Here is a 25,254-nt window from a genome sequence, read left to right as displayed (position 1 = left end):
TCAGTACAGCGATCCGTGCTCCTGATTCAGGTGTAGCAACTGTTGCTCGACCACCCGCAGGACTTTTTTCAGTTGTTGCGAGTTCAGGTTGCCAAAGCCAAAGAAAATGGGCGACGCGTGGCAACCCGCTCGCCAGGTGGTTTCCGAGCCGTTTTCCAGCTCACGTAAGGTATCGAAGCGGACCCCGGCCTGAAGACAACGCTGACGAAGTCGTTGAATAAAATCTTCGGCCATGGACGTGATTAATGTCAGATGCAGCCCGGCGGCGTGACCCCAGAGTTGCCCTTCGGGAAACAGGCGCTTCAGCTCTTTACGCAATAGGTTCTGACGCATCTCGTATTCGCAGGTCAACTTGCTCAGATGGGTATAAAACACCTGACTGTGCATAAACTCCGCCAGAAATTGCTGCAATAGCCAATTGCTCCCGCTGTTGCTTAGGGCCTTCATATTCTGTACTGAGGGCAAAATGGCATCGGGACAGACCAAATACCCCAGGCGTATCCCTGGCCCCAAGGTTTTTGAAAAGGTGCCGGCATAAATCACCCGATCCTGGCTGTCCATCGCTTTGAGCGGGGGCAGCGGTTTCTGTCCCCAGGAAAAAACCGCATCGTAATCATCCTCGATGACGTAAGCCCCCACCCGCTGTGCCCACAGCAGCAAGGTTTTGCGCCGCGAGAGAGAAAGTTGGCTACCCAGAGGATACTGGTGCGAAGGCGTGACATAGCACAATTGTGTGGAGCGCTCCGGAAGATGCGATACGCACATGCCCTGTTTGTCGACGGCCAGCGTGGTGACCTGCGCTCCATAACAATTGAACAGATGCCAGGCGCCGGAATAGCAGGGCGACTCGGTCACAATATGACAGGGGATATGCGGCGACGTCGTTCGCTTGAGTACGAAGAGCTGACTCAAGAGCGACAACCCTTCCTGAACGCCGTTGGTAATGATGATATTTTCTGGCCGGGTATCGATGCTGCGCGAGAGGCGTAAATAGCGTGCGATCTCCTGGCGTAGTGGCTGTAACCCATGAGGGGAGTGATAACGCGTCACCAGTTGTTCTTTGAGACAGGACGGTGAGTTGTTCCATTTGCGCCAGCTTGCCCAAGGGAAAGCGTTGGGGTCGGGGATGCTCATGCGGCAATAAAGTTCGGGCGTCGGCTGGCTGTAGAGATCGCCGGGCACCTCTGCGGTCAGCAATCGGGTGGGGGCCGGCCCTTTGAAATAGGGGGGAGTGTGCCGGACGGGTTTTACCTGACGGTCAAATACCACCTGGTAACCAATGCCCGGTCGGCTTTTAATGTAGCCGCTAATCACCAACTTTTCATAGGCCAGTACCACGGTGATGCGCGCGACCTGCAGCTTGCCGGCCAGCTTACGGATGGAAGGCAGCATATCACCGCAAACGTAGCTACCCCGCGTGATGGCTTGATAATAGTATTGAAAAATCTGCAGTTGCAGGGGCGTATCACAAACTCTGTCGAGCTCTAATTCCCACATAAAATCCCTTTGTCGCAAACTTTCAGCCCCTGCACCTTACGCTAACCGCGTACGGCAATAATTGACCCTAAACAAAGTGTGTTATCTGGCCTTATTGCTGAAGCTGGCCGTATCTATTTGGCCGCCTGTTTTTTGTTTTAGCGTAGCCACTAAATAACGAGAATCGAGGCAATCTCATAATGTCGTGGATACGCAAGAAATCACTTTGGCTGATGGTCGCGGGGGCTGGGGTCATGTTGCTTCTGCTGTGGGCGGGATGGCAGGGCGTTCATCAAACCAGTTCGACGGCGTTCTGTTTGTCCTGTCACTCGATGAGTACCGTCGGGCAGGAATATAAGGAAAGTATTCATTTTAAAAATGCATCCGGGGTGCGGGCCGAGTGCAGGGATTGCCATATTCCACCAGGGATCGTGGCGACGGCGGTGCGCAAAATCGCCGCGCTGAACGATCTGTACCACGAGTTTATCTCCCCTTCTATCGCGACGCCGGAGGCATTTGAGCGCAAACGCGCTGAACTGGCGCAGCGGGAGTGGGCGCGCATGACCGAGAACCGTTCTGCCGCTTGCAAGGCCTGCCACAGTTACGACGCCATGGATCACGATAAGCAATCTTCCGAAGCGGCGGCCCAAATGACCACGGCCGCGTTGAAAGACAGCAACTGCATTGATTGTCACAAGGGCATTGCGCACCACAAACCGGATATGAGCCAGGGGTTTCGCAGCCAATTTAAAACGCTGCAGCAGCAGAGTATGGCGTTGCCTGCGGCGACCACCTTGTATTCTCTTGGCGAAAAATCCTTGAGCGCATCGGCCGATAAACCGGCTGACAAGGCAGTGCTGATGCCCGCCACGCAGGTTAGCGTGCTGCAAAAACAGGGTGACAAAGTGCAAATCCAGATTGTGGGATGGCGTGAGAGCGCCGGTCGTGGGCGTGTAATCACGCAGTACCCAGGTAAGCGGGTATTCACCGCTGTCCTGGATGCATCATTACTCCCCACGATCAAGATCCTGAAAACCCAGGTCGATCCGGCATCACATCAGGAATGGCAGCAAATCAGCGTAGCAGCCTGGACCTCCAACGACGGATTTAATGCCAGCCTTGAACCCGTGTGGCAATACGCCGATCGGATGCTGCAATCCACTTGCAGCGCCTGCCACAGCGTACCGCCCGCAACTCGTTATACCGCCAACGGTTGGATCGCCGGGTTAAAGGCCATGTCCACCTATTACCGTCTTAGTTCGCAAGAAGAGCGAACCCTGCTGAAATATTTGCAAACCCACGCCAGTGATACCGCTGACAGCGCAAAAAAATAAAATAAGGAGTCACCATGGATATTCACGATTTCAACCCTTCTCGCCGACGGTTTATAGCCGGCGTACTGGCCGCAGGGACGGCCAGCATGCTGGGCCCCCATCCTCTTCTGGGCAAGGTATGGGCAGCAGGCGAAAATCCTGAGCGATGGATCCAGTCAGGATCGCATTTCGGGGCTTTTGAGGCCAAGGTGGTCAACGGCGAATGGATCGACACCCGCCCGTTCAAACACGATAAATATCCGTGCGATATGCTCAAGGCGGTGCGTGAAATCGTCTATAACCCGTCGCGAGTACGTTACCCCATGGTTCGGCTGGACTGGCTGCGTAAACGCGAGCATTCCGACCGCAGCCAACGCGGCGATAACCGCTTTGTGCGAGTGAGCTGGGATCAGGCACTGGATCTGGTCTATCAGGAGTTGGAACGGGTGCAAAAAAACCATGGCTCATCCGGCGTGTTTACCGGGCTGGCAGATTGGCAGATGGTGGGCAAGTTGCATAAGGCCGGTGGTGCAATGGATCGCGGGCTTGGCCTTCATGGTAGCTATGTCACCACTATAGGTGACTATTCGGCCGCGGCGGCGCAGGTGATCTTGCCCCACGTAATAGGATCATTGGAGGTGTATGAGCAACAAACCTCGTTGCCTTTGGTGATTGAAAATACCCAGACCATCGTGCTGTGGGGCTGCGATCCGATCAAAAACCTGCAGATCGAATACCTGGTCCCCGATCACGAGCCCTTTGGCTATTGGCAGCAGATTAAAGAGCGTGTGCAGCAAGGCACAATGCGGGTGATCAGCGTCGATCCAGTGTGCAGTAAAACGCAGAACTATCTCGGCTGCGAACAACTGGCCTTGAACCCGCAGACGGACGTAGCCCTGATGCTGGGTCTGGCGCATACGCTGTACCAGGAAAAAATCTATGACGCTTCATTTATCAAAGATTATTGCGTGGGTTTTGAGCAGTTCCTGCCTTATTTGATGGGGGAGACGGATCAACAGCCTAAAGATGCGCAGTGGGCCGCAGGCCTGTGTGGGCTCACTCCCGAGCAGATCCGCGAATTTGCACGGCTGCTGGTCAAAGGGCGTACCCAGTTTATGGGGGGCTGGTGCGTTCAACGTATGCATCATGGGGAACAATACCCGTGGATGCTGGTGGTATTGGCCAGCATGGTGGGGCAAATCGGCCTGCCTGGCGGCGGCGTCGGCTTTGGCTGGCATTACAACGGTGGCGGTACTGTGACCTCTCTGGGCCCGGTACTTTCCGGATTAGGTAGCCTGTCCAACCCACCTGCACCGATCCATGCCGCCGATTTCCGTGGCGCTTCCGAGCATATCCCTGTGGCACGTTTCATCGATTGCTTGCTCTCGCCCGGCAAGACCCTGGCATTTAATGGCGAGACGCTGACTTACCCGGACATCAGGTTAGCGCTCTTCAGCGCCGCCAATCCGTTCCATGCCCAACAGGATCGCAATCGCATGATCGAGGCCTGGAAGAGGCTGGAAACGGTGGTGGTACTGGATCACCAGTGGACGGCGTCCTGCCGTTTTGCCGATATTGTGCTGCCGGTGACCACGCGTTTTGAGCGTAACGATATCGAACAGTTCGGCACGCATTCCAACAAAGGGCTGATGGCCATTCGCCAGATAGTGAAGCCGCAGTATGAGGCTCGCCACGACTTTGACGTGTTTAGCGAACTCTGCAAACGTTTTGGCCGCGATCAGGTTTACACCGAAAAGCGTAACGAGATGCAGTGGATCAAGGCTATCTATGAGGAAGGGGTGAAACAAGGGGCTGCGATGGGGGTGAAGATGCCCAGTTTTTCCACCTTCTGGGATGGAGAAGGCTATATCGAATATCCGGCAGGCCAACCCTGGGTGCGTCACGGCGATTTTCGCGAACAGCCCGATCTCTACCCTTTGGGAACGCCGTCTGGCCTGATTGAAATCTACAGTAAGACCATTGCCGCTTTTAACTATCAGGATTGCCCTGGCCATCCATTGTGGATGGAGCCTTTTGAACGCAGCCACGGGGGAAAAGGTGCAGAGAAATATCCGCTGCATCTGCAATCCTGCCACCCGGACAAGCGGCTGCATTCGCAACTGTGCTCCAGCGATAACTATCGCGCGACCTATGCCGTAGCGGGGCGTGAACCTTTATATATAGGTCCAGAGGATGCAAAAGATCGTGGTTTGAAAGCCGGTGACGTAGTTCGCGTTTTTAATGCGCGCGGGCAGGTGCTGGCCGGGGTGGTCATTAGCCCAGATTACCCACGCGGCGTTGTGCGTATCCACGAGGGGGCATGGTATTCCCCTTTGGTAGGCGGTAAAGCCGGAACGCTTTGCACCTATGGCGATCCTAACGTCTTAAGCGCCGATATTGGCACTTCGCAGTTGGCACAAGGGACTTCGGCCCATTCAGCACTGGTTCAGGTAGAGCGCTATCAGGGCCCGCTGCCGAAGGTGACGGGGTTTGGTGGGCCACAGGAAATGAAACCGGATACCAAAGAGGCCTCTCATGTCGTTGCTGGATGAAGTGGCCCGTCAACGGGCGATAATTTACCGCTGGTTTTCTCAGTTGCTGTTTCAGGAACTGTCTGACGAAGGGCTACTCAGGCTGCGAAACAAGGAGAACCTGGCGTTATTGAACGCCCTCAAATCAATACCCGAACTTTCGCTGCTCGTGACGCATTTTCAACGACGACTGCGGGCGATGCAAAAGCGGGAAGCGTGCCAGTTGGAGTTGGCGGCCGATTTCGCCTCCCTGTTTTTACTGCCGCCTCCGACCGGAGTATCGCCTTATTCCGGGCATTATCCGCATACGACCTCACCCGAAGAGCGTAAAACGTTACGGCAAAAGTTGGTTGAGCTCCGGCTTACGCCACAAAATAACGAGGCAGCCGACCATCTCGCTATCCAGCTTGCCTTGATTGCCACGTTGATCGAAGAGGACGCGGAGTTGGATCAGCAGGACCTGTTTTTGAATCGGCATCTGCTGAGCTGGTTGCCGCTTTGCACCAAACGTTGCTACCAGCGCGATCGTTTTGGTTTCTATGCTGCCGCTATGGGGTTACTGACCGGGTTTGTGCAGCAAGATGCCGAATGGCTTACTGCCTGCCGGCTTGCTACTCAAGTTTAAGCGAGGAAATTTTTTTTGAATAAACGGCCGTATTCGGTATAAAACAGCGGAAACGGGGCCGCCCTGGCGGCTCTGTTTTCAGGTCAAGTTGCTCGAATTCACCTCTCTTTTGCCGATCTGCCTGCTGAACGTCTCTTCCTCAAAATCCCCTTTTGCTATTCCATTTCGGCATACCCGTGTTGTGACTATTCATTACTCACCGCCTATAAAAACGCCATATAGTCAAATTATTGCCTTACCGTACCATCACAAACAGGAGGGGGGAGATGAGCGATTTCCCGCTTGAACCGCCACACAATTTTCCTCGCCGGCTGGCAGAGCATAAGCATCTACTACAGTTCTTGTGGGAAACGGCCTAATCTGGCCGGACCGCCATTCACCCCTGCATCCCACTTTCTGCATGATGAGGGAACAAGCATGAGCATGAAAACGATAACGCTGGGCAGCAATTCATTCGACTACCAGGACAGCGGCAGCGGGGACACCACCCTGCTGTTGCTTTCCGGTTGGTGCCAGGATCACCGGCTTTTTAAACACCTAATACCGCTGCTGGCGCAACACTATCGCGTACTTAATATTGATTGGCGCGGGCACAATGCCGCACGCAGTTATGACGGCGATTTTGGTATGGATGATCTCACGGCCGATCTGGTTCTGTTTCTTGACCGGCTGGATGTTGAGCGCTTGATTCCGCTCTCTACATCCCATGGCGGCTGGGCCAACATCGCTTTAAGCCAGCAACTGGGCCCGTTGCGGGTACCGAAAACCATCGTGGTGGACTGGTTGATGACCGGAGCTTTTACCGATCTGCTGCAAAATTTACAGCAGAGCCAGCGGCCGGAAAGCTGGCAACAGGCGCGAGATGCCCTGTTTGCGGAATGGGTAGCCCATACGGATAACCAGGATGTGATCAACCATGTCCAACAGGAAATGGCCGGATTCGATCAGGAGATGTGGATCCGTTCTTGTCGGGAAATCGAGTTGGCCTATGGGCAATTTGGCTCTCCCCTGCAACGCCTGGAACAGCTCACCCCTGAGCGTCCGGTAATGCACCTCTATTCACAACCGCATAGCGCAGAGTATGACCAGTTGCAGCGCGAATTCGCTCAACGCCACCGCGGGTTCAATCCGGTAAAAATTGCGGGGGCGAGTCATTTCCCCACCCTGGAATCGCCGGACAAAGTGGTGATGGAAATCCGGTCATTTATTGGCTAGGCAACATCCCGCCGTAGCAACAGCGCTCCTAATGATGAGCAGATTCATAAGAATGTGCGTAGCCGTATTTATGTCGTTCGGCCTGTCTGCCGTGATTAAACCACCGACATTGTGCACGCCTGTTTTCCAGTGGGTAATCAGGAGGTAAAACATGAGCATGCAGGTCGATCGTAAGGTCATCACTGGCGGTCATATTATCACCATGGATGCAGAGTATGGGGAACTGCCCCAGGGGGCGCTGCTGATTGAAAATGGCCGGATCGCAGCGCTGGCGGAAAACGCAAAGGCGTTTAGTCATCTGGATGCCGAAGTGATCGATGCGCGTGGTGCGATCGTGTTGCCGGGTATGATCGACAGTCATCGCCACACCTGGATGTCGTTGTTTCGGGGGATCTCCGGCGATATGTCGTTGCCGGAATTTCTGGCGAATACGTTTTATGGGCTGGGGGCCTTGGTGACCGCCGAGGATTTGTCCACTGCCACCCTGGTGGGGGCGCTCGAGGCCATAGACAGCGGGGTCACAACCATCCTCGACTGCTGTGACTGTGTGAATAGCCCGGATCATGCCGTCGCGGCGATCGAATCACTGCAACAATCCGGTATCCGTGGTGTGTATTCCTATGGATTTCAGGTTTATGATTTTCAGCCCGCCGGTTTTTCCAGCCATCAAGAACGCGTCAATTTTGCCGCTGAATTGCGCGAGCGTTATTTTAGCGACGATCAGGGTTTGTTGCGTATGGGGACCTTGCTCAGCGATTTTGGCACCGTGCCCTTTACGCAGACTGCGGCGGAGATCCGCATGGCGCAGCAGCAGGATATCCTGATTGCTTCTCATACCGGCGCACTGCCGAATAGCCGGTTATTGAAAGGGTTACAGGAGCTTGACGATCATCAATTGCTGCAGCCCGGTCACCTGCATATTCACTGTTCCGGTCTGACCGATCCCGAATGGCGGCTGTTGGCTAAAACCGGCGCTAAAGTCAGCATCGCCCCCGAAACTGAAATGCAAATGGGCATGGGCTTTCCTCCCATCAGAGCCTGCCTGGATCACGGGATAGCCCCGGCGATCAGCACTGACATTGTCTGCGTGGGGTCTGGGGATCTGTTTTCGCAGATGCGGCTGGGGCTGCAAACCCAGCGCTGCCTGGATAACCATCAGCACCATATCCGTGGGGAAGTGGTTTCTGAACTTTCTCTCTCGGTGGGGGATGCGTTGCGTTGGGCGACCCACGGCAGCGCGGCTGCGCTGGGAATGGAGACAAGTATTGGTTCGCTGACGCCGGGAAAACAGGCCGATGTGATTATGCTTAAACATCAGCGGGCGATGGTGCCTTCTTCTTTCCCAAGGGCGAGCAGCGTGTTGCAGTCCCATGCCGCCGATGTAGATACGGTGATCATCAACGGCCAGATCCGCAAGCGGCATGGCGAACTGGTGGGACAGGATATGGCCGCCATCCGGCAACGTGCCGCTCAGACGCTGGCGCGTATTCAGCAGGCGGCGCTCGGGCGCGCAGAGATCACCGGAGCAGAAGCGGTTGCCTGGCTTAGGGAGGCGGAGCGGAGAGCGTCGGTAAATCTGGCGGAGGCCTATCGCCGATAAGCGTATTTTGGATGATGCTGCGCCCGACCGAAGCCGGGCGCAGGGAGATTACAGTGAGTCCGGATCCGGCCCCAGGCGGTTGCCGATATCCAGTTTGGCAATTTCGCCCAGTTCGTCTTTATCCAGTTTGAAGTCGAAGACTTCGAAGTTTTCACGAATGCGCGCTGGCGTGACCGATTTCGGGATCACGATCAGCCCGCTGTCCAGGTGCCAGCGCACCACGATTTGCGCCGGGGTTTTCTCGTATTTTTCCGCCAGGTTTTTGATCACCGGTTGGTCGAATACCCCTTCGCCACCCTGTGCCAGTGGGCTCCAGGATTCGGTCGCAATATGGTGGGTTGCGTTCCAGGCGCGTAGCTGACGCTGTTGCAGCAACGGGTGCAGCTCGATTTGGTTAATCACCGGTGCGACATTGGTTTCGTCCAGCAGGCGCTGCAGGTGCGGGGTGTGGAAATTGCATACCCCGATGCTTTTGACCAACCCCTGCTCGCGCAGTTTGATCAGCCCGCGCCAGGCGTCGACATATTGGTCCTGCTGCGGCTTTGGCCAGTGGATCAGATACAGATCGACGTAATCCAACTTGAGTTTTTCCAGGCTGGTTTCCAGCGCGCCTTGCGGGTCGCCCTGATCGTCGTTCCACAGTTTGGTGGTGATAAACAGCTCATCGCGTGGTATTGAGGTGGATTGCAGCGCTGCGCCAACCCCTTCCTCATTCTTGTAGATTGCAGCGGTATCGATCGAGCGATAGCCCACCTCCAGTGCTTTAAGCACCGCCTGGGTGGTTTCTGAAATACTCGCCTGCCAAACGCCGAGACCCAACTGCGGCATCAGATTACCATCGTGGAGTTTGATGATGGGTTGTTGCGTTGTCATGCGTATCTCCTTGTCAACGGATTGCCCGGTGCTGCATGCACCGGAAACGGCTATTAATAAATTCTAGTTGGCAAATTGGGGGAGTGCTGAGTTTGCTAACCAAATTCCAGCGCTGTCGGGATAGGGCGGCTACAGGTCATGTTTTCTCCCATGGGTTAATCAGATGAGGATCGGCAGCGCGAATAGCGCATTGAACTGCGCCCGATGAAGCGTCGGGCGCAGGAGAGAAGTTGAAACTAAAGCCTAGCAGGAAATAGGCGGTTTGCGATTAACGCGCCGCGTTATAAATGCGTTGGCTGACTTCGAGGGTGATGTCTTGATGTTCGCCAAGTGCTGTCATGCCGTGCTGATGCAGTTTATCAAGCAACGCCGGGATAGAGCTGCCGTCGAGCTGGTAATCCGCCATGCGGGTCGGTACGCCCATTTGTTCGAAGAAGGCACGAGTGGCGGCGATGGCACCGTCGATACGGCTGTCTTCACTGCCATCGCGCAGGCCCCAAACGCGGTCGGCGTACTGCAGCAGTTTTTCGCGTTTCTGCGCTTTTTTCTCGATCAGCAGCGCAGGCAGAACAATCGCCAGCGTCTGGGCATGATCCAAACCGTGCATGGCGGTCAATTCGTGGCCCAGCATGTGGGTTGCCCAATCCTGCGGCACACCGGCGCCGATCAGACCGTTCAAGGCCATGGTTGCGCTCCACATCACGTTGGCGCGCACCGCATAGTTTTCCGGCTCGGACAGCGCGCGCGGACCATCTTCCAACAGCGTCAGCAGCAGGCCTTCGGCAAAGCGATCTTGCACTTTGGCATCGACCGGGTAGGTCAGGTACTGCTCAATGGTGTGGACAAAGGCATCGACTACGCCATTGGCGATTTGGCGCGGCGGCAGAGAGTAGGTTACTACCGGATCCAGCACCGCGAACAGCGGTTGCACGTGTGGCGAGAAGAAATGCTGTTTGTCGCCGCTGCTTTTGCGGGTGATCACTGCGCCGCTGTTGGACTCAGAGCCGGTGGCCGGCAGTGTCAGTACGCAGCCCATTGGCACCGCGCCTTTGATTTCACTGCCCACGGTTTTCAGGATGTGCCATGGATCGGCATCCGCCTGATAATGGGCCGCTGCGGCAATAAACTTGGTGCCATCAACCACGGAGCCGCCGCCGACCGCCAGCAGGAAATCGATATTCTCTGCGCGCACCACTTCGACCGCTTTCATCAGCGTTTCGTAGGTTGGGTTAGGCTCAATGCCGGAAAACTCCTGCACGTTGCGGCCCGCCAGTGCGGCATAAACCTGATCCAGCACGCCATTTTTCTTCACGCTGCCGCCACCGTAGGTGATCAGAATGCGTGCGTCGGCAGGGATCTGCTGTGCCAGGCCGGCGATTTGGTCTTGGCCGAACAGGATTTTGGTTGGGGTATGAAGAATAAAGTTTTGCATGGGTAATTTCTCTTCTGCATGTGGCAAGCGCCGCTGGCGCAAAATATCTGAGCTGTATTGTCAGTAACTTGGCTCAGCAGCACAATGCACATTCCTGCCCGAGTCTTGCCTATTCCTACAAAGCGTTGTAGAAAAATAGAGTTTTAAACTATTATTTATGCCGAATTATTCTTAATGTAAGAGGGTGTTTCCGTGAGCGAAATCGATGAACTGCGCGGCCGCATGGCGCGCCAGGCGGCCTGCTTTGCCGAGAGCAACGGTTACACGCCCTCGCCGGTGCCGCTGGTGAAAATTCTTTATGTCGATCGTCATTGCCCGCGCCAGCCGGTGATGTATGAGCCGGGTGTAGTGATCATTTTCCAGGGGCACAAGGTCGGCTACTGCGGTAATCGGGTTTTCCAGTATGACCCGCGCAATTATCTGTTGATGACGGTGCCGTTGCCGTTTGAGTGCGAAACCTTCGCCAGCCCGGAATTGCCGCTGGTGGGGTTGTCGGTGAACATCGACAGCCAAATGCTGCAGGACCTGTTGATCGACATCGGCGATGACGACTACCTGGTGAAGCCGCGCAGAGAAAGCAGCGGGGTGAACCTGGCCGAGCTGTCGGAAGAACTGTTGTGCGCTACCGAACGCCTGCTGGATGTGATGGCCAAACCGCTGGATGCACGCGTACTGGGGCCGCAGATTGTACGTGAAATTCTCTACCACGTACTGCGCGGAGCCTGTGGCGCCTCATTGCAGGAATTGGTTAACCGCCATACCCACTTCAGCCAAATCGCCAAGGCGCTGCGGCGTATTGAGAACCAATATGCGGACAACCTCAACGTTGAGCAGTTGGCGGGGGAGGTGAATATGAGCATCTCGGCGTTTCACCATAACTTCAAGGCGGTGACCAACACCTCGCCGCTGCAATATGTGAAATCCTATCGCTTGCACAAGGCGCGTTTGCTGATGGTACACGACGGTTTGAAAGCCAGTACCGCGGCGATCCGTGTCGGCTACGAAAGCGCTTCGCAGTTCAGCCGCGAGTTCAAACGTTTCTTTGGCGTGACGCCGAGTGACGAAGTTGCCCGACTGCGCGAAAACCCTCCTTTAATGATGGAAGGTTAATCTCGCCGCCGGGCAGTGATTCAGCGCGTCAGCACAATTTTACCGAATGCTCCGCGATCGAGGTGATCGAGCGCCTGCGGCAATTGATCAAAGCGGTAGCGCTGGTCGATCACCGGCTGTAGGGCATTAACGTCCACCGCACGCACCAGATCTTCCAGTGCGCGGCGGTGGCCGACACCAATACCCTGAATGACCGGCGATTTCATCAGCAGCGGCCCTGCGGGAGCCGAAACTTCAAAGCCCTCCAGCGCCCCGATCACCGAGATACGCCAGTGCACCGCAACGGCGCGTACCGAATTACCGAGATTAGGGCCACCCACGGTGTCAATCACGTGGTCGATGCCGCGATCCTGGGTCAACTGGTACACCCTTTCTACCCAGTCCGCAGTCAGACGGTTAATGCCATGATCGGCACCCAAGGCTTTGGCTCGCGCCAGTTTTTCATCGCTGCCGGAGGTAACATAGACCTCGGCACCCAGCATTTTGGCGATTTGCAGCCCGAATAGAGCCACGCCACCAGTGCCCTGTACCAGCACCGATTCTCCGGCGTGCAGCTGGCCCTGTTCCACCAGCGCGAACCAGGCGGTCAGTCCGGCACAGGGCAGGGTACTGGCCTGCGCATCGTCCAGCGAGGTGGGCGCAGCCGCCAACCAGTCTTCGTGCAGCACTACGTATTCCGCCAGCATGCCCTGATAAAAGCCGCCCAGAGTGCGGTAGGGTGGGATGCGCGCATTACCATAGGGTTTTTGCCGGCCATCGATCCAGCCGGGGCTAAAGGTGGAAATCACCCGTTCGCCGGGCTGAAAACGGGTGACGTCGGGCCCAATGGCGTCGACTTCACCGGCCATGTCGGAGGCTGGCGTGAAGGGCTGCGGCAGTTCTAGTCCCATGCCGGTTTCAATGACCAGTTTGTCGCGGTAATTGAGCGATACCGCATTCACTTTCACTCTGATCTGGTGCGGTCCCGGTTGCGGTATGACGCTTTCGTTCAGTTGCAGGTGTTGGCGCCCCAGGGCGTCCATTGTCCAGCGTTGCATTGTTTCGGCCATGATTGACTCCAAAGTCAGCGATAAACAGACCTGCTGATAATATCGTTGATAGAAGTTCGCCAGTGGCGATAAGATTTCCTTTGATTGTTTCTTTCAGGGCTACAAATCATGAGCGATCGATTGAACGGCATTTCGGTATTTGTCACCGCGGTGGAGGCAGGCAGTTTTGCGCTGGCGGCCAGCCGGCTACACCTTTCGCGTTCGGCGGTGGGGAAAACCATCGCCCGCCTGGAGCAACGGTTGGCCGTTCGCTTGTTTCATCGCACGACCCGCAGCCTGAGCCTGACCGACGACGGTGCGCTGTTTTACGAACGTTGTCTGCGGGCACTGGAAGAGATACGTACCGCAGAAATGCTGCTGGAGTCGGGGAAGCAGCAGGTCAACGGCAGGCTGAGGGTGTCGATGCCGGTGCTGTTTGGCCGCATGTGCATTGCGCCGCTGTTGACCAGTATGGCGCGTGAGCATCCTGGGCTGGAGCTGGAGCTGTCATTCAACGACCGCGTGGTGGATTTGATTGAGGACGGTTTTGACCTGGCGATCCGCAACGGTACGCTGGTCAGTAGCAGTGGGTTGGTGGCACGGCGCGTTGGCGACCACCGTATGACATTGTGCGCGGCTCCGGAATATCTGTTGCGCAGCGGCGAACCCAAAACCCTCGAACAGTTGGCACAACATGATGCGGTGACCTACATGCGCGCCGGCGTGGTTCTTAACTGGACGCTTCTGGATGCCTGCGGAAAAGAGCAGGAGGTGATACCGAAGAAAGGGTTACAGATGGATGACCTGCAGGCGATTGCGGATGCCACGGTAGCGGGGTTTGGCATAGCCTGGTTACCTTGCTGGCTGGTGCGCGAAGCGTTGTTGAAAGGGGAATTGGTCAGGCTGATGCGCAATCGGCCCGGCATGTCATTCGACGTTCACGCGGTTTGGCCGCAAACGCCGCATTTGCCTTTGAAGGTTCGATTGGCGGTGGATACGCTGGTGAGCAAGCTGCCTCCCAGCCTGGCGTTGGTTGAAAAAGCGCTTTAGGGCGACGATGGCCGCCCGTCTGGGTATCAGGAAGAGGCGGCGCGTTTTTTACGCCAGATAACCAGCATGCCGCCCAGCAGGCCAACCAGCAGCAGCACCAACGGCAGGATCATCAGCCCGGTCATCACCTGGCTCTCATAGCGTTTAACCAAAGGGATCTGGCTGAAGGCGTAGCCGAGGCCGACCACTGCACCAACCCAAATCACCGCGCTTAGCCAGTTAAAGAACTGAAAACGGGTGCTGTTCAGGCCAGAAATCCCGGCCATGGTGGGCAGCAGGGTGCGAACAAAACCCAGAAAACGGCCGATGACCAGCGCCGTCAGGCCATGGCGGTTAAACAGGTTGTGTGCACGTTGGTGATACTGAGCGGGCAGTTGCAGCAACCAGCCTTTGACCAGATTGGTATGGCCCAACCAACGGCCCTGCAGGTAGCTCAGCCAGCAGCCCAGGCTGGCGGCGACGGTCAAAATGATCAGCGTCGGCACAAAGGCCATCACGCCTTTGGCGATCAGCGCGCCGGATAACAGCAGCAGGCTGTCGCCGGGTAAGAAGGAAGCTGGCAGTAGTCCGTTTTCTAAAAATAGAGTGGTGAAAAGCACCGCATAAACCACCCAAATTACGCTGGGATCGGCAAGGGCAATGAAGTCCTGCTGCCAAAGCGCATGAACAATCTCTCGTAATACATCCATTATTTATCCTGTTGCATACCGGTTGCGCCTGGCTTCAGGGTATCCAGGGCACAGTGTTGGCCGTATCTGACAGTTACCCGCCTAGTGTAACGCTAATAGCTTAAGCACACATTAAACAAGGCGAATAAAGTTGCCGATGCAAGCAGGCGTTCTGTTAGCGCGTATTGGCAATTCGGTCGAACCCGGCGGCGAGATCGGCGATCAGATCCTGCACATTTTCCAGGCCGATATGCAGGCGTACCAGAGTACCGGAGAAGTCTATGCCACCCGCTGGGCGAATGGCTTCCAGTTCTTCCGGTTGGTTAGCCAGGATCAAGGATTCAAAGCCGCCCCAGGAATAGGCCATGCTGAAGTGGCTGAAATTATCGAGAAACTCGGCTAACTGCACGTCGCTCAGGCGCTTTTTCAGCACGAAAGAAAACAGGCCGTTGCAGCCGTTGAAATCGCGCAGGTAAAACTCGTGGCCCTTGCAACCAGGCAGCGCCGGGTGATTGACCACCGCCACCTCTGGTCTCTGGGCCAGCCAATGGGCGACTTCGATGCTGCTCTGCTGGTGCTGCTTCAGGCGTATGCCCAGGGTGCGCAAACCGCGGCTGGCCATATAAGCGGTATCGGCGTCTACCATCTGGCCCATCAAATAAGAGTATTCACGCAGTTGGTCCCAACAGCGCTCGTTAGCCACGGCGGTGCCGAGCATGTAATCGGAATGGCCGATAATATATTTGGTGCCAGCCTGAATCGAAATGTCGATATCAAAATCCAGCGCCTTGAACAAGATGCCGGCCGCCCAGGTGTTATCGATCATGATCACCACTTCAGGTGCCACGGCGCGAATCGCCTGCACCATCGCCGGGATATCCTGGATCTCCATAGTGATCGAGCCGGGTGATTCAAGGAACACCACACGGGTATTGGGTTGAATCAGTCCGGCGATATCGGCGCCGATCAGCGGGTCGAAATAGGTGGTTTCCACATTCATGCGGCTCAGAATATGGGTACAAAAGTCCTGCGTCGGCTCATAGACGGAGCCGGTCATCAGCAGATGGTCGCCCGCGCCGACAAAGGACAGAATGGCGTTGGAGACCGCCGCCGCGCCGCAAGGATAGAGCACGCAGCCTGCGCCGCCCTCCAGCTCGACCATCGCATCCTGCAACGCGAAGTGGGTCAGGGTGCCGCGTCGGCCGTAAAACAGCTCGCCATGAGCACGTTTGGCGGTGGCCTCTTTTTTGGCCGCCACGGAGTCAAATACCAATGAAGAAGCGCGTTGGGTGACGGGGTTGACGGAGCCCTGGGTATAGCGCTTGCTGCGCCCGGCGCCAATCAGGGTAGTTTCGATGTTTTTAGACGTCATAGGAGCGGGCTCACCTTTGCTTGATCTTCACGGGCCATTTGCAATAGCCCTTACGTTAGCATGACACCTTATAGCCATCCAGACGTTTTAACATCCAAATGTAGAAACGGCTATAATCTTCTGCCCAATCGTGCTCTCGCATGCCATCCTTCTGCCTGACGGCGATAACCAAGTGGGTTTATCGGTGAGACCGGGATGTAACAGTAAAATGCGACAAATCCCCTGTCTTTGTTGCAGCCCTGTGCGGTAAAAGTGACGAAATAGCCCTATAAAGGGTACATATAGGCTCGAACAGGCGGCGAATGGGTTCGCCAGGGAGCCATAAGTGCGCCGCAGGAGTAATTTTCCCGATTATTTGGTAAATAATAATGAGAACTACTATCAATCCCTGATTGGTTTGATATGATCGCACGCTGAATTATTCCTCAATTTTGATCGGTAACGGGTGGAGGCACAGCGTGAAAACGGCTGGCAAGAATTTAAATCAAGGATCGTTCGGTCAGGGCCGGGCGCAATGGGGCCAGGCGTTCGGCCGTGGTCTGTTAGCTTCAATGGTATTGGTGGCAGGTCTGGCCGGCAGTGCTCATGCGGCACCGGCGACTAATCCGGCCGTTACCGAAAGCGTGGCTCCGGCTGCCAGCGCGCCTGCCGCGGCAGCGCCTGAAACCCTCACTCCGGTCAACCCGCAACCGACCATCCAGCCGCCGGAAACCCGCGGTATGGACCTGTCCGTCTGGGGTATGTACCAGCATGCGGACATCGTGGTGAAAATCGTGATGATCGGCCTGGTGCTGGCGTCTATCGTCACCTGGACCATCCTGTTCTCCAAGGGCAGCGAACTGTTCCGCGCCAAGCGCCGTCTGCGCCGCGAACAGCTGGCGTTGGCCAACGTACGCTCGCTGGACGAAGCGTCCGAATTGGCGCAGAGCTTCTCGGAAGAAAGCATCAGCTCCGTGTTGCTGAACGATGCGCAAAACGAACTGGAGCTGTCGGCGGCGTCCAACGACAACAACGGCATCAAGGAACGTACCGGTTTCCGTCTGGAGCGTCGCGTAGCGGGCTACAGCCGTAACATGGGACGCGGCAATGGCTTCCTGGCGACCATCGGTGCCATTTCGCCGTTTGTCGGTCTGTTCGGTACCGTTTGGGGCATCATGAACAGCTTTATCGGCATCGCCCACTCACAAACCACCAACCTGGCCGTGGTTGCGCCCGGCATCGCAGAAGCGCTGCTGGCTACCGCGCTGGGCCTGGTCGCCGCTATTCCTGCGGTGGTGATTTATAACATCTTTGCGCGTGTGATCAGTGGTCACCGCGCTCAGGTTGGCGACGTAGCGGCACAGGTTCTGCTGTTGCTGGGCCGTGATTTGGATCTGGCCGCCACGGCGGAAGCCAAACGCTCACAGCATTCACACCAACTGCGGGTGGGGTGAGTTATGGCGATGCGCTTAAATGAAGATCTGGACGACAGCGGCGAACTGCATGAAATCAACGTGACGCCGTTTATCGACGTCATGCTGGTGCTGTTGATCATCTTTATGGTGGCCGCGCCGCTGGCAACGGTAGATATCCGTGTCGATCTCCCGGCGTCCTCCGCCAAACCTCAGCCGCGTCCGGAAAAACCGGTGTTCCTGTCGGTGAAAGCGGACAAACAGCTCTACGTTGGTGAGCAGGCGGTCAGTGCAGATCAACTGACGTCGGTGCTGGATCAACGGACGCAGGCGAACAAAGAGACCACCATCTTCTTCCAGGCGGATAAGAGCGTGGACTACGAAACGCTGATGAGCGTAATGGATACGCTGCGTAAAGCCGGCTACCTGAAAGTGGGGCTGGTGGGGATGGAAGGCACCGGCAAGTAGCGGGCTGGTATCACCCAGGATTAGAAGGGCGCTCAGGCGCCCTTTTTTATTGACTGAATTTTGTACCGGGGCTTGACGCATTGCCGACAAATGAAAATACTAATAGATAGTAATTAACACTACTTTCCGGAGTCGGCCATGCCAACCAGCATTGCTTTAAGCCCTCATTTTGAAAAGTTCGTTCATGAGCAAATTGACAGCGGACGTTACGGCAACGTCAGCGAAGTGATACGGGCAGGGCTGCGTCTGCTTGAAGAACATGAGCGAGCGATGAAAATTGAAGAGTTGCAAGTGGCCATTGTACAGGGAGTTGAAAGTGGTGAGGGAGTCCCGGCGGATGAGGCGTTTGCGCGCTTGCGGGCTAAATACCAACGGATGGTGGATAACGGAAGTGACTGATTAGGCTAACAATATCGCCGGCAGCGATATATGACATTGAAAGTATTGGCGATCATATTGCACAGGATAACCCGGCCCGGGCGCTGAGTTTTATTTCTGAACTGTATAAACAATGCCAGCGAATCGGCGAGTCGCCGGAAACCTACCAAAAGCGACCTGAGCTTGGCCGGGACGTCAGGATCAGCGCCTACGGCAAATACCTAATCGTTTTCACAGCGATACAACGTAATGTCAGGATCGAGCGAGTACTTCACGGTGCGAGAAATATTTTGCGTCTGCTGGCTCATCGCTAGGCCATCAAGGCCGCTCAAACGAACCGCGGCCCTGGCGTTGTTTAGCGTTTTTAACCGCGAGCGTGCGCTGCAGCACGGGCGATTTGCTCATCGGTAGGACGTACGCCGGTGTAGAGGACAAACTGTTCCAGCGCCTGCAACGCAATCACTTCTGCCCCGGTAATCACCTGTTTGCCGTGCTCACGTCCGTAACGGACCAGCGGGGTTTCCGCAGGCAGTGCCACCACGTCGAAGACGATTTTCGCCGCATCGACAGTCGCGGGCGCGAAAGCCAATTGCTCCGCTTCTGCACCGCCGGCCATGCCGATTGGCGTTACGTTGATCACCATATCCACTTTTAGCTCATCGACTTGTGCCTGCCACTGATAGCCGTATGCACTGGCCAGAGCCTGTCCGGCCTGCGGGTTACGGGCGATGATATAGCCATTTTTAAAACCGGCGTCACGCAGTGCCGCGGTCACCGCTTTTGCCATACCGCCGCTGCCGCGCAGGGCAAAGGCGGTTTCTGTCGGGATTTGGTACTGGGCCAGCAATTTGGCGATGGCGATATAATCCGTGTTATAGGCCCGCAAAAAACCGGCGTCATTGACGATGGTATTGACCGATTCAATCGCCGTTGCGGAAGCGTCCAGCTCATCGAGGAAAGGGATGCAGCTCTCTTTGAACGGCATGGAAACCGCGCAACCACGGATGCCCAAAGCCCGTACGCCGCCCACTGCCGCCTGGATATCCTGGGTAGTGAACGCCTTGTAGATAAAGTTCAGATCCAGTTCCTGATACAGATAGTTATGAAAGCGAGTACCGAAGTTGCCTGGGCGACCGGCCAGCGACATGCACAGCTGGGTATCTTTGTTAATCTCACGGCTCATGCTGAGCTCCTTAAGCGGAAAAAGAAAAACCTCAAGTCAGGGCTGGCCGAGCAGCGCCTTCGAACCGGCGTGGCGCCAGTGGATATTGCCCGGCAGGTAAAGCGCGTTCTGTTCCAGGGGCCGCTCGTCAATCAGCGCGCTGACCATGTCGAAGCTGTGTTGCGCCAGGGCACGACAGTCTTGGGCCACGGTGTCGATTTTCAGCGTCAGGCCATCGAACAGGTAGTGATCGTCGAAACTGCACAAATGCAGGTCGCTCTCCATCAACTGGTGCTGATTCAGGTAGCGCAACACCCCTTCCAGCAGACCACAGGCGGCGGTAAATAACGCTTTTGGCGGACGGCCCAACTGTGCGCACAACTGGGCGAACATCTCGTAGCCGGAGCTGGGGTGATAATTGCCGTTGATGATCCATTCCGGTTTACACACCACGCCGGCGCGCTCAAGGCCGAGCTGAAAACCGGCCAATCGATCGCGGGTTGGCGAGATGCGCGGTTGCCCGCCAAGGAAATAGAACTCGTCAGGATGCTGGCGCGCGACGTTCTCCACCAGCGTAGCGGTCGAGGTCAGCGAGTCGGTGATCACCAGCGGCAGTTCGGAGCCGGTAATCAAGCGGTCCATCTGCACTACTGGCAGGCTGGCGTTAATCTTTTGGTATTCCGCATCGTTGAGCTGGCTGGAGGCGACAATCAGGCCGTCGACCTGACGCTGCACCAGGCTGTTCACCGCCATCATTTCCTGCGCCGGGTTTTCGTCGGTACAGGCGATCAGCAACTGCAAACCGGCCTCGCGGCACAGGGTTTCCAGCTCGCGTGAAATCACCGCAAAACCGTAGTTGGTCATTTCCGGCACCACCAGCCCCAGAGTATGGCTGCGGGAGGAACGCAGCGAGCGGGCATGGAAGCTGGGCTGGTAATGGTGCTCGCCAGCCAGCGCCAGGATGCGATCGCGGGTATCGTCGGACACCCGATACTCCTTGCTGCGGCCATTAAGCACCAGGCTGGCGGTCGATTTCGACACGCCGGCCAGTGCGGCAATATCACTGATGGTTATGCGTTTATTTTTTTTCACTGACGGCATCTGAATTCATCGAAGGATGCGTCATTCTAGCATGCATGGCGTCAGCGACCAGTGCTCGAGCGCCAGCTGCGCTTTACCGCTCAGGTGTAGCAAGGGTTGTGGGCCGGGGAAGTAGCGCGAACTCATGGTCGCTTCGCCGTGATTGATAAAAATCTCCACGCTCGAACGGTCGAACAATATCTGCAGCTGAGTCAGCTCACCGCGCCAGTAACGGTGTTCCGGCTGCCCGCTGCGCAAGTTGTTGCGCGTCAGCCGCAGCACGGTGCCATCCCAATTCAGGGTCATCGCCCCGCCAAAGTCGGCGTTGAACGCGCCGTTTGGCGCCAGCAGCAGTTCCGCGCTGTCGATAGGCCAGCAGGGCGCGTCGTCGGCGGTGCCCTGCCATTGGCGGTTTTCGCCCCTCAGCTGTTGCAGTTCACGTGCCGGACGTTGGCAGAGTCTGCCGTTATGCAACGACAGCTCCCGTGGGCAGGTCAGAATATGGATCCAGCCATACTGCAGGGTCGGGTGGCAATCCTCGTCTTGCTCCGGCACGCCCATCCAGCCAACCAGTAGCCGGCGACCGTCTTCGGTCAGGGTGGTCTGCGGCGCGTAGAATTCAAACCCGGCATCCAGTTCGTGGAAATCCTGATGGTCGAAAGTGGCCTGTCGATAGTCCAGCCTGCCGGTGAAATACCCCGCCTGGTAAACATTGAGATAGCGTTCGGCCTCCGCCGCCAGGCCTTGCGGACAGCAGATAAGCACCTCGGCACCGTCCAGCGTAAACAGATCCGGGCATTCCCACATATAGCCGAAGTCACCGATGCCGTTCAGCTGTGAGCCGGCGATTTCACCCAGCAACTGCCAGTTGCGCAGCTCGGCGGAACGCAGCAGTAAAACCTTACCGCGATCCTGCAGGTCACGGGCGCCGAGCACCATGTACCAGTTGTCCTGATGGCGCCAGACCTTCGGATCGCGCACGTGGCCGCTATAACCCGGCGGCAGCGGCAATACAGGCCCGAGCTTGTCATAACCGCCGTGAGCATTTTCCTGGGCCAGGCATTGATAGGCGGTGCGCGAGCCGTCGGGATATTTTACGTTGCCGGTGTAGGCCAGCATGATTTTGCCGTCTGCCACTACCGCCGAGCCGGAATAACAGCCATGGCTGTCGTAGCAGGCTCCCGGCACCAGCGCCACCGGTTGGTGCTGCCAGTGGACCAGATCCGTCGACTGCCAGTGACCCCAGCATTTGTTGCGGTGATCGCAGCCCAGCGGGTTCCACTGATAGAACAGGTGGTAAACCCCGTTATGCTGAATAAAGCCGTTGGGATCGTTGAGCAGCCCGACGCTGGGGGCCAGGTGCCACGCCGGTCGGTGCGGATCGCGCAGCGCCTTGGGCATGCCGCTCATCATCGCCTGAACGGCCTGTTTCATCAGGTTTAGTTCTTCCATCATTCACTGTCCGTTTTGTATTTCAGCAACAACGAGAGGGTAAAGGCGCTGCCAAAGGCGATCACCAGACCAATGATATAACTCACCAGCGAACTGGCCTGCACGATTGCCATTCCCGGAATGGCCGTGAGCCCGACGGCGTTCATGCCGACATGATTGGCCACCACCCAGGCTCCACCGAGCGCACCGCCCGCCAGAGCCGCCAAAAACGGTTTCACAAAGCGCAGGTTGATGCCGAAAAGCGCCGCTTCGGTAATGCCAAGCATGGCGGAAAAGGCCGAAGGTACCGCAATGGCTTTGATTTTTGCGTCACGGGTTTTGAAATACACCGCCAGACAGGCGCCACCCTGGGCGATGTTGGCCATTGACCAGATCGGCAGCAGGAAGTTAACGCCGATATTCGGGTTACCGAGCAGTCCGGCTTCGACGGCGTGGAAGCTGTGGTGAATGCCGGTGATCACGATAGCGGAATAGAGGCCGCCGAACAGCAAGCCGGCAAACCAACCGGCGTGGGTAATCAACGTGCTGAGGACAAAGGAGATGCCGTCACCCAGTGCGCGCCCGGCGGGGCCGATAAACAGCATGGCGACGAAACCGGAGATCACCACCGTCAGGAACGGCGTCAGGATCAAATCCAGCGCGTTGGGGATCACCTTGCGCAGCTGTTTTTCCAGTACGCTCATAAACCACACCGTCAGCAGCACCGGGAATACCGTGCCCTGATAGCCGATCATGGCGATCTCCAGCCCGAAGAAATCCATGGTATGGAAACCACCGGCCACGCCCCAGGCGTTGGTCAGCGCCGGATGCGTCAGAATGCCGCCGAGCGTGGCACCCAGATAGGGGTTACCGCCGAACTCGCGCGCCGCGGTGAAACCGATCAGGATCGGTAAAATGATGAACGCCGCCGAACTGAACATGTCCAGCATCACGAACAGGGCGCTGTTGGCATCGGCCCAGCCGTAGGTTTTCACCATGCCGAGCAGGCCCATCAGCAGGCCGGAGGCGACGATGGCCGGAATGATCGGCACGAAGATATTCGACAGCAGGCGGGCGATACGTTGCAGCGGATTAAGTTTTTTAGCGGCTATATCGGCGGCTTCCGATTTACTGGATTCGCTGACGCCGGCCGCTTTGATAAATTCCGCGTGCACCTTGTTGACCAGCCCGGTACCGAAAATCACCTGGATCTGCCCGGCGTTGCTAAAGCAGCCTTTCACCCCGTCCAGCTTGCCGATCGCCACTTTGTCTACCTTGCTGTCATCCACCAGCACCAGACGCAGGCGCGTGGCGCAGTGGGCGGCACTGGCGATATTTTCTTTACCGCCGAGCAGCGGCAATAGCGCGTTGGCGGTTGCGGTTATGTCCATGTTCACTCCCTTCATAAATAAAAATGCCGCCGCGGTTTTTCGCGGCGGAAATCAGTTCATCCGCGTCAGAAGAAGTACTTGAATCTGGCACGTACGCCATAGCGCTGATCGTTATTGGCGTTGGCTATCTTGTTCTCGGCATTGGCCTCCAGCATCGAAACGTAGGCGCCGAGGTACAAATTGAAATTCTTCATATTCATGATGTTAGGTATCTGATACGAAGTATGGATTGTGTGGATGTCATACTTGCCCGGTTCGCTGAGCGGGTTGCTGATATCGGCCGTCATTCCGGCAGTGTTGAACTCTTTGATGTTGTTGTGAGCATAGATATAACCCACTTCAAAGCGGCGCCACAGCACGTTGACCCCGGCGGTAAAGTCCTGCTCGCCGGAGGCGTCAAGATAGGCAGTGCTCAGGTTGGCGACCACGCCGTTGTTCGGATGAGTGGCGGTGTTGTTCCAACTGAGGGTCATGCCATAGCCGTTGCGCTTGGATTGGTCGACGAATTGTCCCTGACCGTCATGGTAGCCATAGGCGTTGTTGACCACGTTGCTTTCCATCGCCACCGCCGCGCTGAGCCGATCTTTTTTCCAGGCGATCACCGGCCGCAGGTAGGCGACATTCTTTTTGTTATCCAGGCTGTTGCCGTGATAAGCGTCGTCCTGAAACAGCGAAGTACCGTCTTCGACCAGCGTATTCAGCTCGAAGTAGAAGTCGCCGGCGTACTTGCTCAGCATCAGGTTACCGCCGCTGCTGCTACGACCGCGGCCTTCTTTCATCATGTAGATATAACCGAAGCCATCAGCATACAAATCGTTGGCGGTATTGCCGGAATACTGGATTAAGGTGTCCTGATTGAGCGGGAACATGTCGTAGGCTTCAAAGCGACCAATCTTGGTTTGCCAGTTCTTTTCGTTACCGAAGAAGAAGGCGGCATCGTCGAGGTTCATTTTGCCGGTCATGTCTGCCAGCGGTTGCACGCTGAAACCAGAAAAGTTGCCATCCGGGTTGCGGCGATAACCGTCCACGCCGACCAGTATGCGACCGTTGATATCCCACTTTTCTTTGTTACCGGGCTTCCAGTCCTTGTTGTCGCTGCCTTTCAGCGACGTCAACTGGCCGCTGCGGCTGGCGCCGTCAAGGTTGAATTCGACGTCGCCGTACAGCTTGAGATCGGTTAAGCCGGTGAGCTTCAGGTTGCTGGCCGGTGCGGCGTGGGTTTCCAGCGTCGCGGTACGCTGCGCCACTTGTACGGTTTGCCGCTCGGTGTTGGCGGTACGCTGCTCCAACTGCTGAGCCTTGCGCTCCGCCGCCGTGGCGCGCGTTTCTGCCTGGCTCGCCCGTTGTTCGGCCTGCTGCAGCCGCTGTTCCAACGCATTGAGGCGCGCTTCGATGCTGTCGTTGGCGCCTGCCGCTGCGGCAGAGGTAGAGATGAGAAGCCCTGTAGTGATGGCCAGATAGCTAAGTTTTTTCATGATTTTCTATCATCCGGGAAGGTTGTTATTATTTTTTGCTAAATTGCTAAACCGGTTTTTCAGGATGAAAGATAGTGAGTTGCTGTGCGGCTGGCAATCAAGTTTGCTAACCCGATTCAGCTATTGTGATCGACTCCGCAAATTGTGCCTGAACTGGCAAGGGCGAATGTGGCCCCGATATTGTT

Annotated in this window: 22 protein-coding genes; 11 read left to right on the top strand and 11 right to left on the bottom strand. The window is 56.4% G+C overall.

Annotation, left to right across the window (positions count from 1 at the left end; translation table 11 throughout):
- Complete coding sequence (locus tag EBA31_RS22310) at positions 1-1,497, bottom strand: PLP-dependent aminotransferase family protein (RefSeq protein ID WP_122080249.1); 1,497 nt, start codon at positions 1,495-1,497, stop codon at positions 1-3.
- 179 nt (positions 1,498-1,676) lie between these two features.
- On the opposite strand from EBA31_RS22310, the gene torC reads away from it, so the two are divergent.
- The 5 genes from torC (at position 1,677) to EBA31_RS22285 (ending at position 8,760) form a co-directional block, all read left to right on the top strand.
- Positions 1,677-2,810: a pentaheme c-type cytochrome TorC gene (gene torC / locus EBA31_RS22305; RefSeq protein ID WP_122080248.1), complete on the top strand. Its 1,134-nt coding sequence runs from the start codon at positions 1,677-1,679 to the stop codon at positions 2,808-2,810.
- Between the two features lie 14 nt (positions 2,811-2,824).
- Positions 2,825-5,341 (top strand): trimethylamine-N-oxide reductase TorA, encoded by a 2,517-nt coding sequence (torA, locus tag EBA31_RS22300; RefSeq protein ID WP_122080247.1) that lies wholly within the window; start codon positions 2,825-2,827, stop codon positions 5,339-5,341.
- Positions 5,325-5,945, top strand: coding sequence for a molecular chaperone TorD (torD, locus tag EBA31_RS22295; protein WP_122080246.1), 621 nt, complete (start codon positions 5,325-5,327; stop codon positions 5,943-5,945). Before torA ends, torD begins: the two co-directional genes overlap by 17 nt.
- 417 nt (positions 5,946-6,362) lie before the next feature.
- Positions 6,363-7,160, top strand: a complete 798-nt coding sequence (locus EBA31_RS22290; protein ID WP_122080245.1) for an alpha/beta fold hydrolase — start codon at positions 6,363-6,365, stop codon at positions 7,158-7,160.
- 151 nt (positions 7,161-7,311) lie between these two features.
- A complete protein-coding gene (locus EBA31_RS22285) occupies positions 7,312-8,760 on the top strand; it encodes an amidohydrolase family protein (protein ID WP_122080244.1) in 1,449 nt (482 codons plus the stop codon).
- Between the two features lie 48 nt (positions 8,761-8,808).
- Here EBA31_RS22285 and dkgA read toward each other — a convergent pair whose 3' ends face one another.
- Positions 8,809-9,633: a 2,5-didehydrogluconate reductase DkgA gene (gene dkgA / locus EBA31_RS22280; protein WP_046372615.1), complete on the bottom strand. Its 825-nt coding sequence runs from the start codon at positions 9,631-9,633 to the stop codon at positions 8,809-8,811.
- 268 nt (positions 9,634-9,901) lie between these two features.
- Positions 9,902-11,065, bottom strand: coding sequence for an alcohol dehydrogenase (gene yqhD / locus EBA31_RS22275; RefSeq protein ID WP_020828656.1), 1,164 nt, complete (start codon positions 11,063-11,065; stop codon positions 9,902-9,904).
- Positions 11,066-11,287: 222 nt separating this feature from the next.
- Between yqhD and EBA31_RS22270 the strand changes: the two genes are divergently transcribed.
- A complete protein-coding gene (locus tag EBA31_RS22270; protein ID WP_218167687.1) occupies positions 11,288-12,175 on the top strand; it encodes an AraC family transcriptional regulator in 888 nt (295 codons plus the stop codon).
- A 20-nt stretch (positions 12,176-12,195) separates the two neighbouring features.
- Here the strand turns inward: EBA31_RS22270 and EBA31_RS22265 are convergent, their stop codons facing one another.
- Positions 12,196-13,224: an NAD(P)-dependent alcohol dehydrogenase gene (locus EBA31_RS22265; RefSeq protein ID WP_122080243.1), complete on the bottom strand. Its 1,029-nt coding sequence runs from the start codon at positions 13,222-13,224 to the stop codon at positions 12,196-12,198.
- Positions 13,225-13,332: 108 nt separating this feature from the next.
- Between EBA31_RS22265 and EBA31_RS22260 the strand changes: the two genes are divergently transcribed.
- A complete protein-coding gene (locus EBA31_RS22260) occupies positions 13,333-14,253 on the top strand; it encodes a LysR family transcriptional regulator (protein ID WP_122080242.1) in 921 nt (306 codons plus the stop codon).
- A 26-nt stretch (positions 14,254-14,279) separates the two neighbouring features.
- Here EBA31_RS22260 and EBA31_RS22255 read toward each other — a convergent pair whose 3' ends face one another.
- Together EBA31_RS22255 and metC are read right to left on the bottom strand one after the other, a co-directional pair.
- On the bottom strand, positions 14,280-14,942 hold the full coding sequence (locus EBA31_RS22255) for a DedA family protein (protein ID WP_020828652.1): 663 nt from the start codon (positions 14,940-14,942) through the stop codon (positions 14,280-14,282).
- A 154-nt stretch (positions 14,943-15,096) separates the two neighbouring features.
- On the bottom strand, positions 15,097-16,293 hold the full coding sequence (metC, locus tag EBA31_RS22250; RefSeq protein WP_122080241.1) for a cystathionine beta-lyase: 1,197 nt from the start codon (positions 16,291-16,293) through the stop codon (positions 15,097-15,099).
- Positions 16,294-16,751: 458 nt separating this feature from the next.
- Between metC and exbB the strand changes: the two genes are divergently transcribed.
- The 4 genes from exbB (at position 16,752) to EBA31_RS22230 (ending at position 18,844) form a co-directional block, all read left to right on the top strand.
- Positions 16,752-17,726 carry a tol-pal system-associated acyl-CoA thioesterase gene (exbB, locus tag EBA31_RS22245; RefSeq protein WP_122080240.1) on the top strand — a complete coding sequence of 325 codons (975 nt, stop codon included), beginning with the start codon at positions 16,752-16,754 and terminating at the stop codon, positions 17,724-17,726.
- A 3-nt stretch (positions 17,727-17,729) separates the two neighbouring features.
- On the top strand, positions 17,730-18,152 hold the full coding sequence (gene exbD / locus EBA31_RS22240; RefSeq protein WP_122080239.1) for a TonB system transport protein ExbD: 423 nt from the start codon (positions 17,730-17,732) through the stop codon (positions 18,150-18,152).
- A 138-nt stretch (positions 18,153-18,290) separates the two neighbouring features.
- Positions 18,291-18,551 carry a type II toxin-antitoxin system ParD family antitoxin gene (locus EBA31_RS22235; RefSeq protein WP_046372621.1) on the top strand — a complete coding sequence of 87 codons (261 nt, stop codon included), beginning with the start codon at positions 18,291-18,293 and terminating at the stop codon, positions 18,549-18,551.
- Complete coding sequence (locus EBA31_RS22230; RefSeq protein ID WP_122080676.1) at positions 18,551-18,844, top strand: type II toxin-antitoxin system RelE/ParE family toxin; 294 nt, start codon at positions 18,551-18,553, stop codon at positions 18,842-18,844. The genes EBA31_RS22235 and EBA31_RS22230 overlap by 1 nt, the downstream gene beginning before the upstream one ends.
- A 50-nt stretch (positions 18,845-18,894) precedes the next feature.
- Here EBA31_RS22230 and EBA31_RS22225 read toward each other — a convergent pair whose 3' ends face one another.
- From EBA31_RS22225 to EBA31_RS22205, 5 genes are all read right to left on the bottom strand, one after another.
- The gene (locus EBA31_RS22225) at positions 18,895-19,713 is read right to left on the bottom strand and encodes a shikimate 5-dehydrogenase (protein ID WP_122080238.1); all 819 of its coding nucleotides are present in this window, start codon (positions 19,711-19,713) and stop codon (positions 18,895-18,897) included.
- 36 nt (positions 19,714-19,749) lie between these two features.
- A complete protein-coding gene (locus EBA31_RS22220) occupies positions 19,750-20,793 on the bottom strand; it encodes a LacI family DNA-binding transcriptional regulator (protein ID WP_122080237.1) in 1,044 nt (347 codons plus the stop codon).
- A 21-nt stretch (positions 20,794-20,814) separates the two neighbouring features.
- Entirely contained in the window at positions 20,815-22,224 is a 1,410-nt protein-coding gene (locus EBA31_RS22215) for a sucrose-6-phosphate hydrolase (RefSeq protein ID WP_122080675.1), read from the bottom strand.
- Entirely contained in the window at positions 22,224-23,594 is a 1,371-nt protein-coding gene (locus EBA31_RS22210; protein WP_020828643.1) for a sucrose-specific PTS transporter subunit IIBC, read from the bottom strand. The genes EBA31_RS22215 and EBA31_RS22210 overlap by 1 nt, the downstream gene beginning before the upstream one ends.
- A 65-nt stretch (positions 23,595-23,659) precedes the next feature.
- Complete coding sequence (locus EBA31_RS22205) at positions 23,660-25,069, bottom strand: carbohydrate porin (protein WP_122080236.1); 1,410 nt, start codon at positions 25,067-25,069, stop codon at positions 23,660-23,662.
- Positions 25,070-25,254 lie beyond the last annotated feature (185 nt).

Origin of the sequence: Serratia sp. P2ACOL2 (assembly GCF_003691565.1) — a bacterium.
In the GTDB taxonomy this organism is placed as follows: domain Bacteria; phylum Pseudomonadota; class Gammaproteobacteria; order Enterobacterales; family Enterobacteriaceae; genus Serratia; species Serratia liquefaciens.
Note: the sequence above shows the minus strand (reverse complement) of the source record. Positions and strands in the feature narration are given on the sequence as shown.

Bases quoted from the DNA above. Each gene is read 5' to 3' on its own strand.
- EBA31_RS22310 (WP_122080249.1), bottom strand. From the start codon at position 1,497: ATGTGGGAATTAGAGCTCGACAGAGTTTGTGATACGCCCCTGCAACTG.
- torC (WP_122080248.1), top strand. From the start codon at position 1,677: ATGTCGTGGATACGCAAGAAATCACTTTGGCTGATGGTCGCGGGGGCT.
- torA (WP_122080247.1), top strand. From the start codon at position 2,825: ATGGATATTCACGATTTCAACCCTTCTCGCCGACGGTTTATAGCCGGC.
- torD (WP_122080246.1), top strand. From the start codon at position 5,325: ATGTCGTTGCTGGATGAAGTGGCCCGTCAACGGGCGATAATTTACCGC.
- EBA31_RS22290 (WP_122080245.1), top strand. From the start codon at position 6,363: ATGAGCATGAAAACGATAACGCTGGGCAGCAATTCATTCGACTACCAG.
- EBA31_RS22285 (WP_122080244.1), top strand. From the start codon at position 7,312: ATGAGCATGCAGGTCGATCGTAAGGTCATCACTGGCGGTCATATTATC.
- dkgA (WP_046372615.1), bottom strand. From the start codon at position 9,633: ATGACAACGCAACAACCCATCATCAAACTCCACGATGGTAATCTGATG.
- yqhD (WP_020828656.1), bottom strand. From the start codon at position 11,065: ATGCAAAACTTTATTCTTCATACCCCAACCAAAATCCTGTTCGGCCAA.
- EBA31_RS22270 (WP_218167687.1), top strand. From the start codon at position 11,288: ATGGCGCGCCAGGCGGCCTGCTTTGCCGAGAGCAACGGTTACACGCCC.
- EBA31_RS22265 (WP_122080243.1), bottom strand. From the start codon at position 13,224: ATGGCCGAAACAATGCAACGCTGGACAATGGACGCCCTGGGGCGCCAA.
- EBA31_RS22260 (WP_122080242.1), top strand. From the start codon at position 13,333: ATGAGCGATCGATTGAACGGCATTTCGGTATTTGTCACCGCGGTGGAG.
- EBA31_RS22255 (WP_020828652.1), bottom strand. From the start codon at position 14,942: ATGGATGTATTACGAGAGATTGTTCATGCGCTTTGGCAGCAGGACTTC.
- metC (WP_122080241.1), bottom strand. From the start codon at position 16,293: ATGACGTCTAAAAACATCGAAACTACCCTGATTGGCGCCGGGCGCAGC.
- exbD (WP_122080239.1), top strand. From the start codon at position 17,730: ATGGCGATGCGCTTAAATGAAGATCTGGACGACAGCGGCGAACTGCAT.
- EBA31_RS22235 (WP_046372621.1), top strand. From the start codon at position 18,291: ATGCCAACCAGCATTGCTTTAAGCCCTCATTTTGAAAAGTTCGTTCAT.
- EBA31_RS22225 (WP_122080238.1), bottom strand. From the start codon at position 19,713: ATGAGCCGTGAGATTAACAAAGATACCCAGCTGTGCATGTCGCTGGCC.
- EBA31_RS22220 (WP_122080237.1), bottom strand. From the start codon at position 20,793: ATGCCGTCAGTGAAAAAAAATAAACGCATAACCATCAGTGATATTGCC.
- EBA31_RS22215 (WP_122080675.1), bottom strand. From the start codon at position 22,224: ATGGAAGAACTAAACCTGATGAAACAGGCCGTTCAGGCGATGATGAGC.
- EBA31_RS22210 (WP_020828643.1), bottom strand. From the start codon at position 23,594: ATGGACATAACCGCAACCGCCAACGCGCTATTGCCGCTGCTCGGCGGT.
- EBA31_RS22205 (WP_122080236.1), bottom strand. From the start codon at position 25,069: ATGAAAAAACTTAGCTATCTGGCCATCACTACAGGGCTTCTCATCTCT.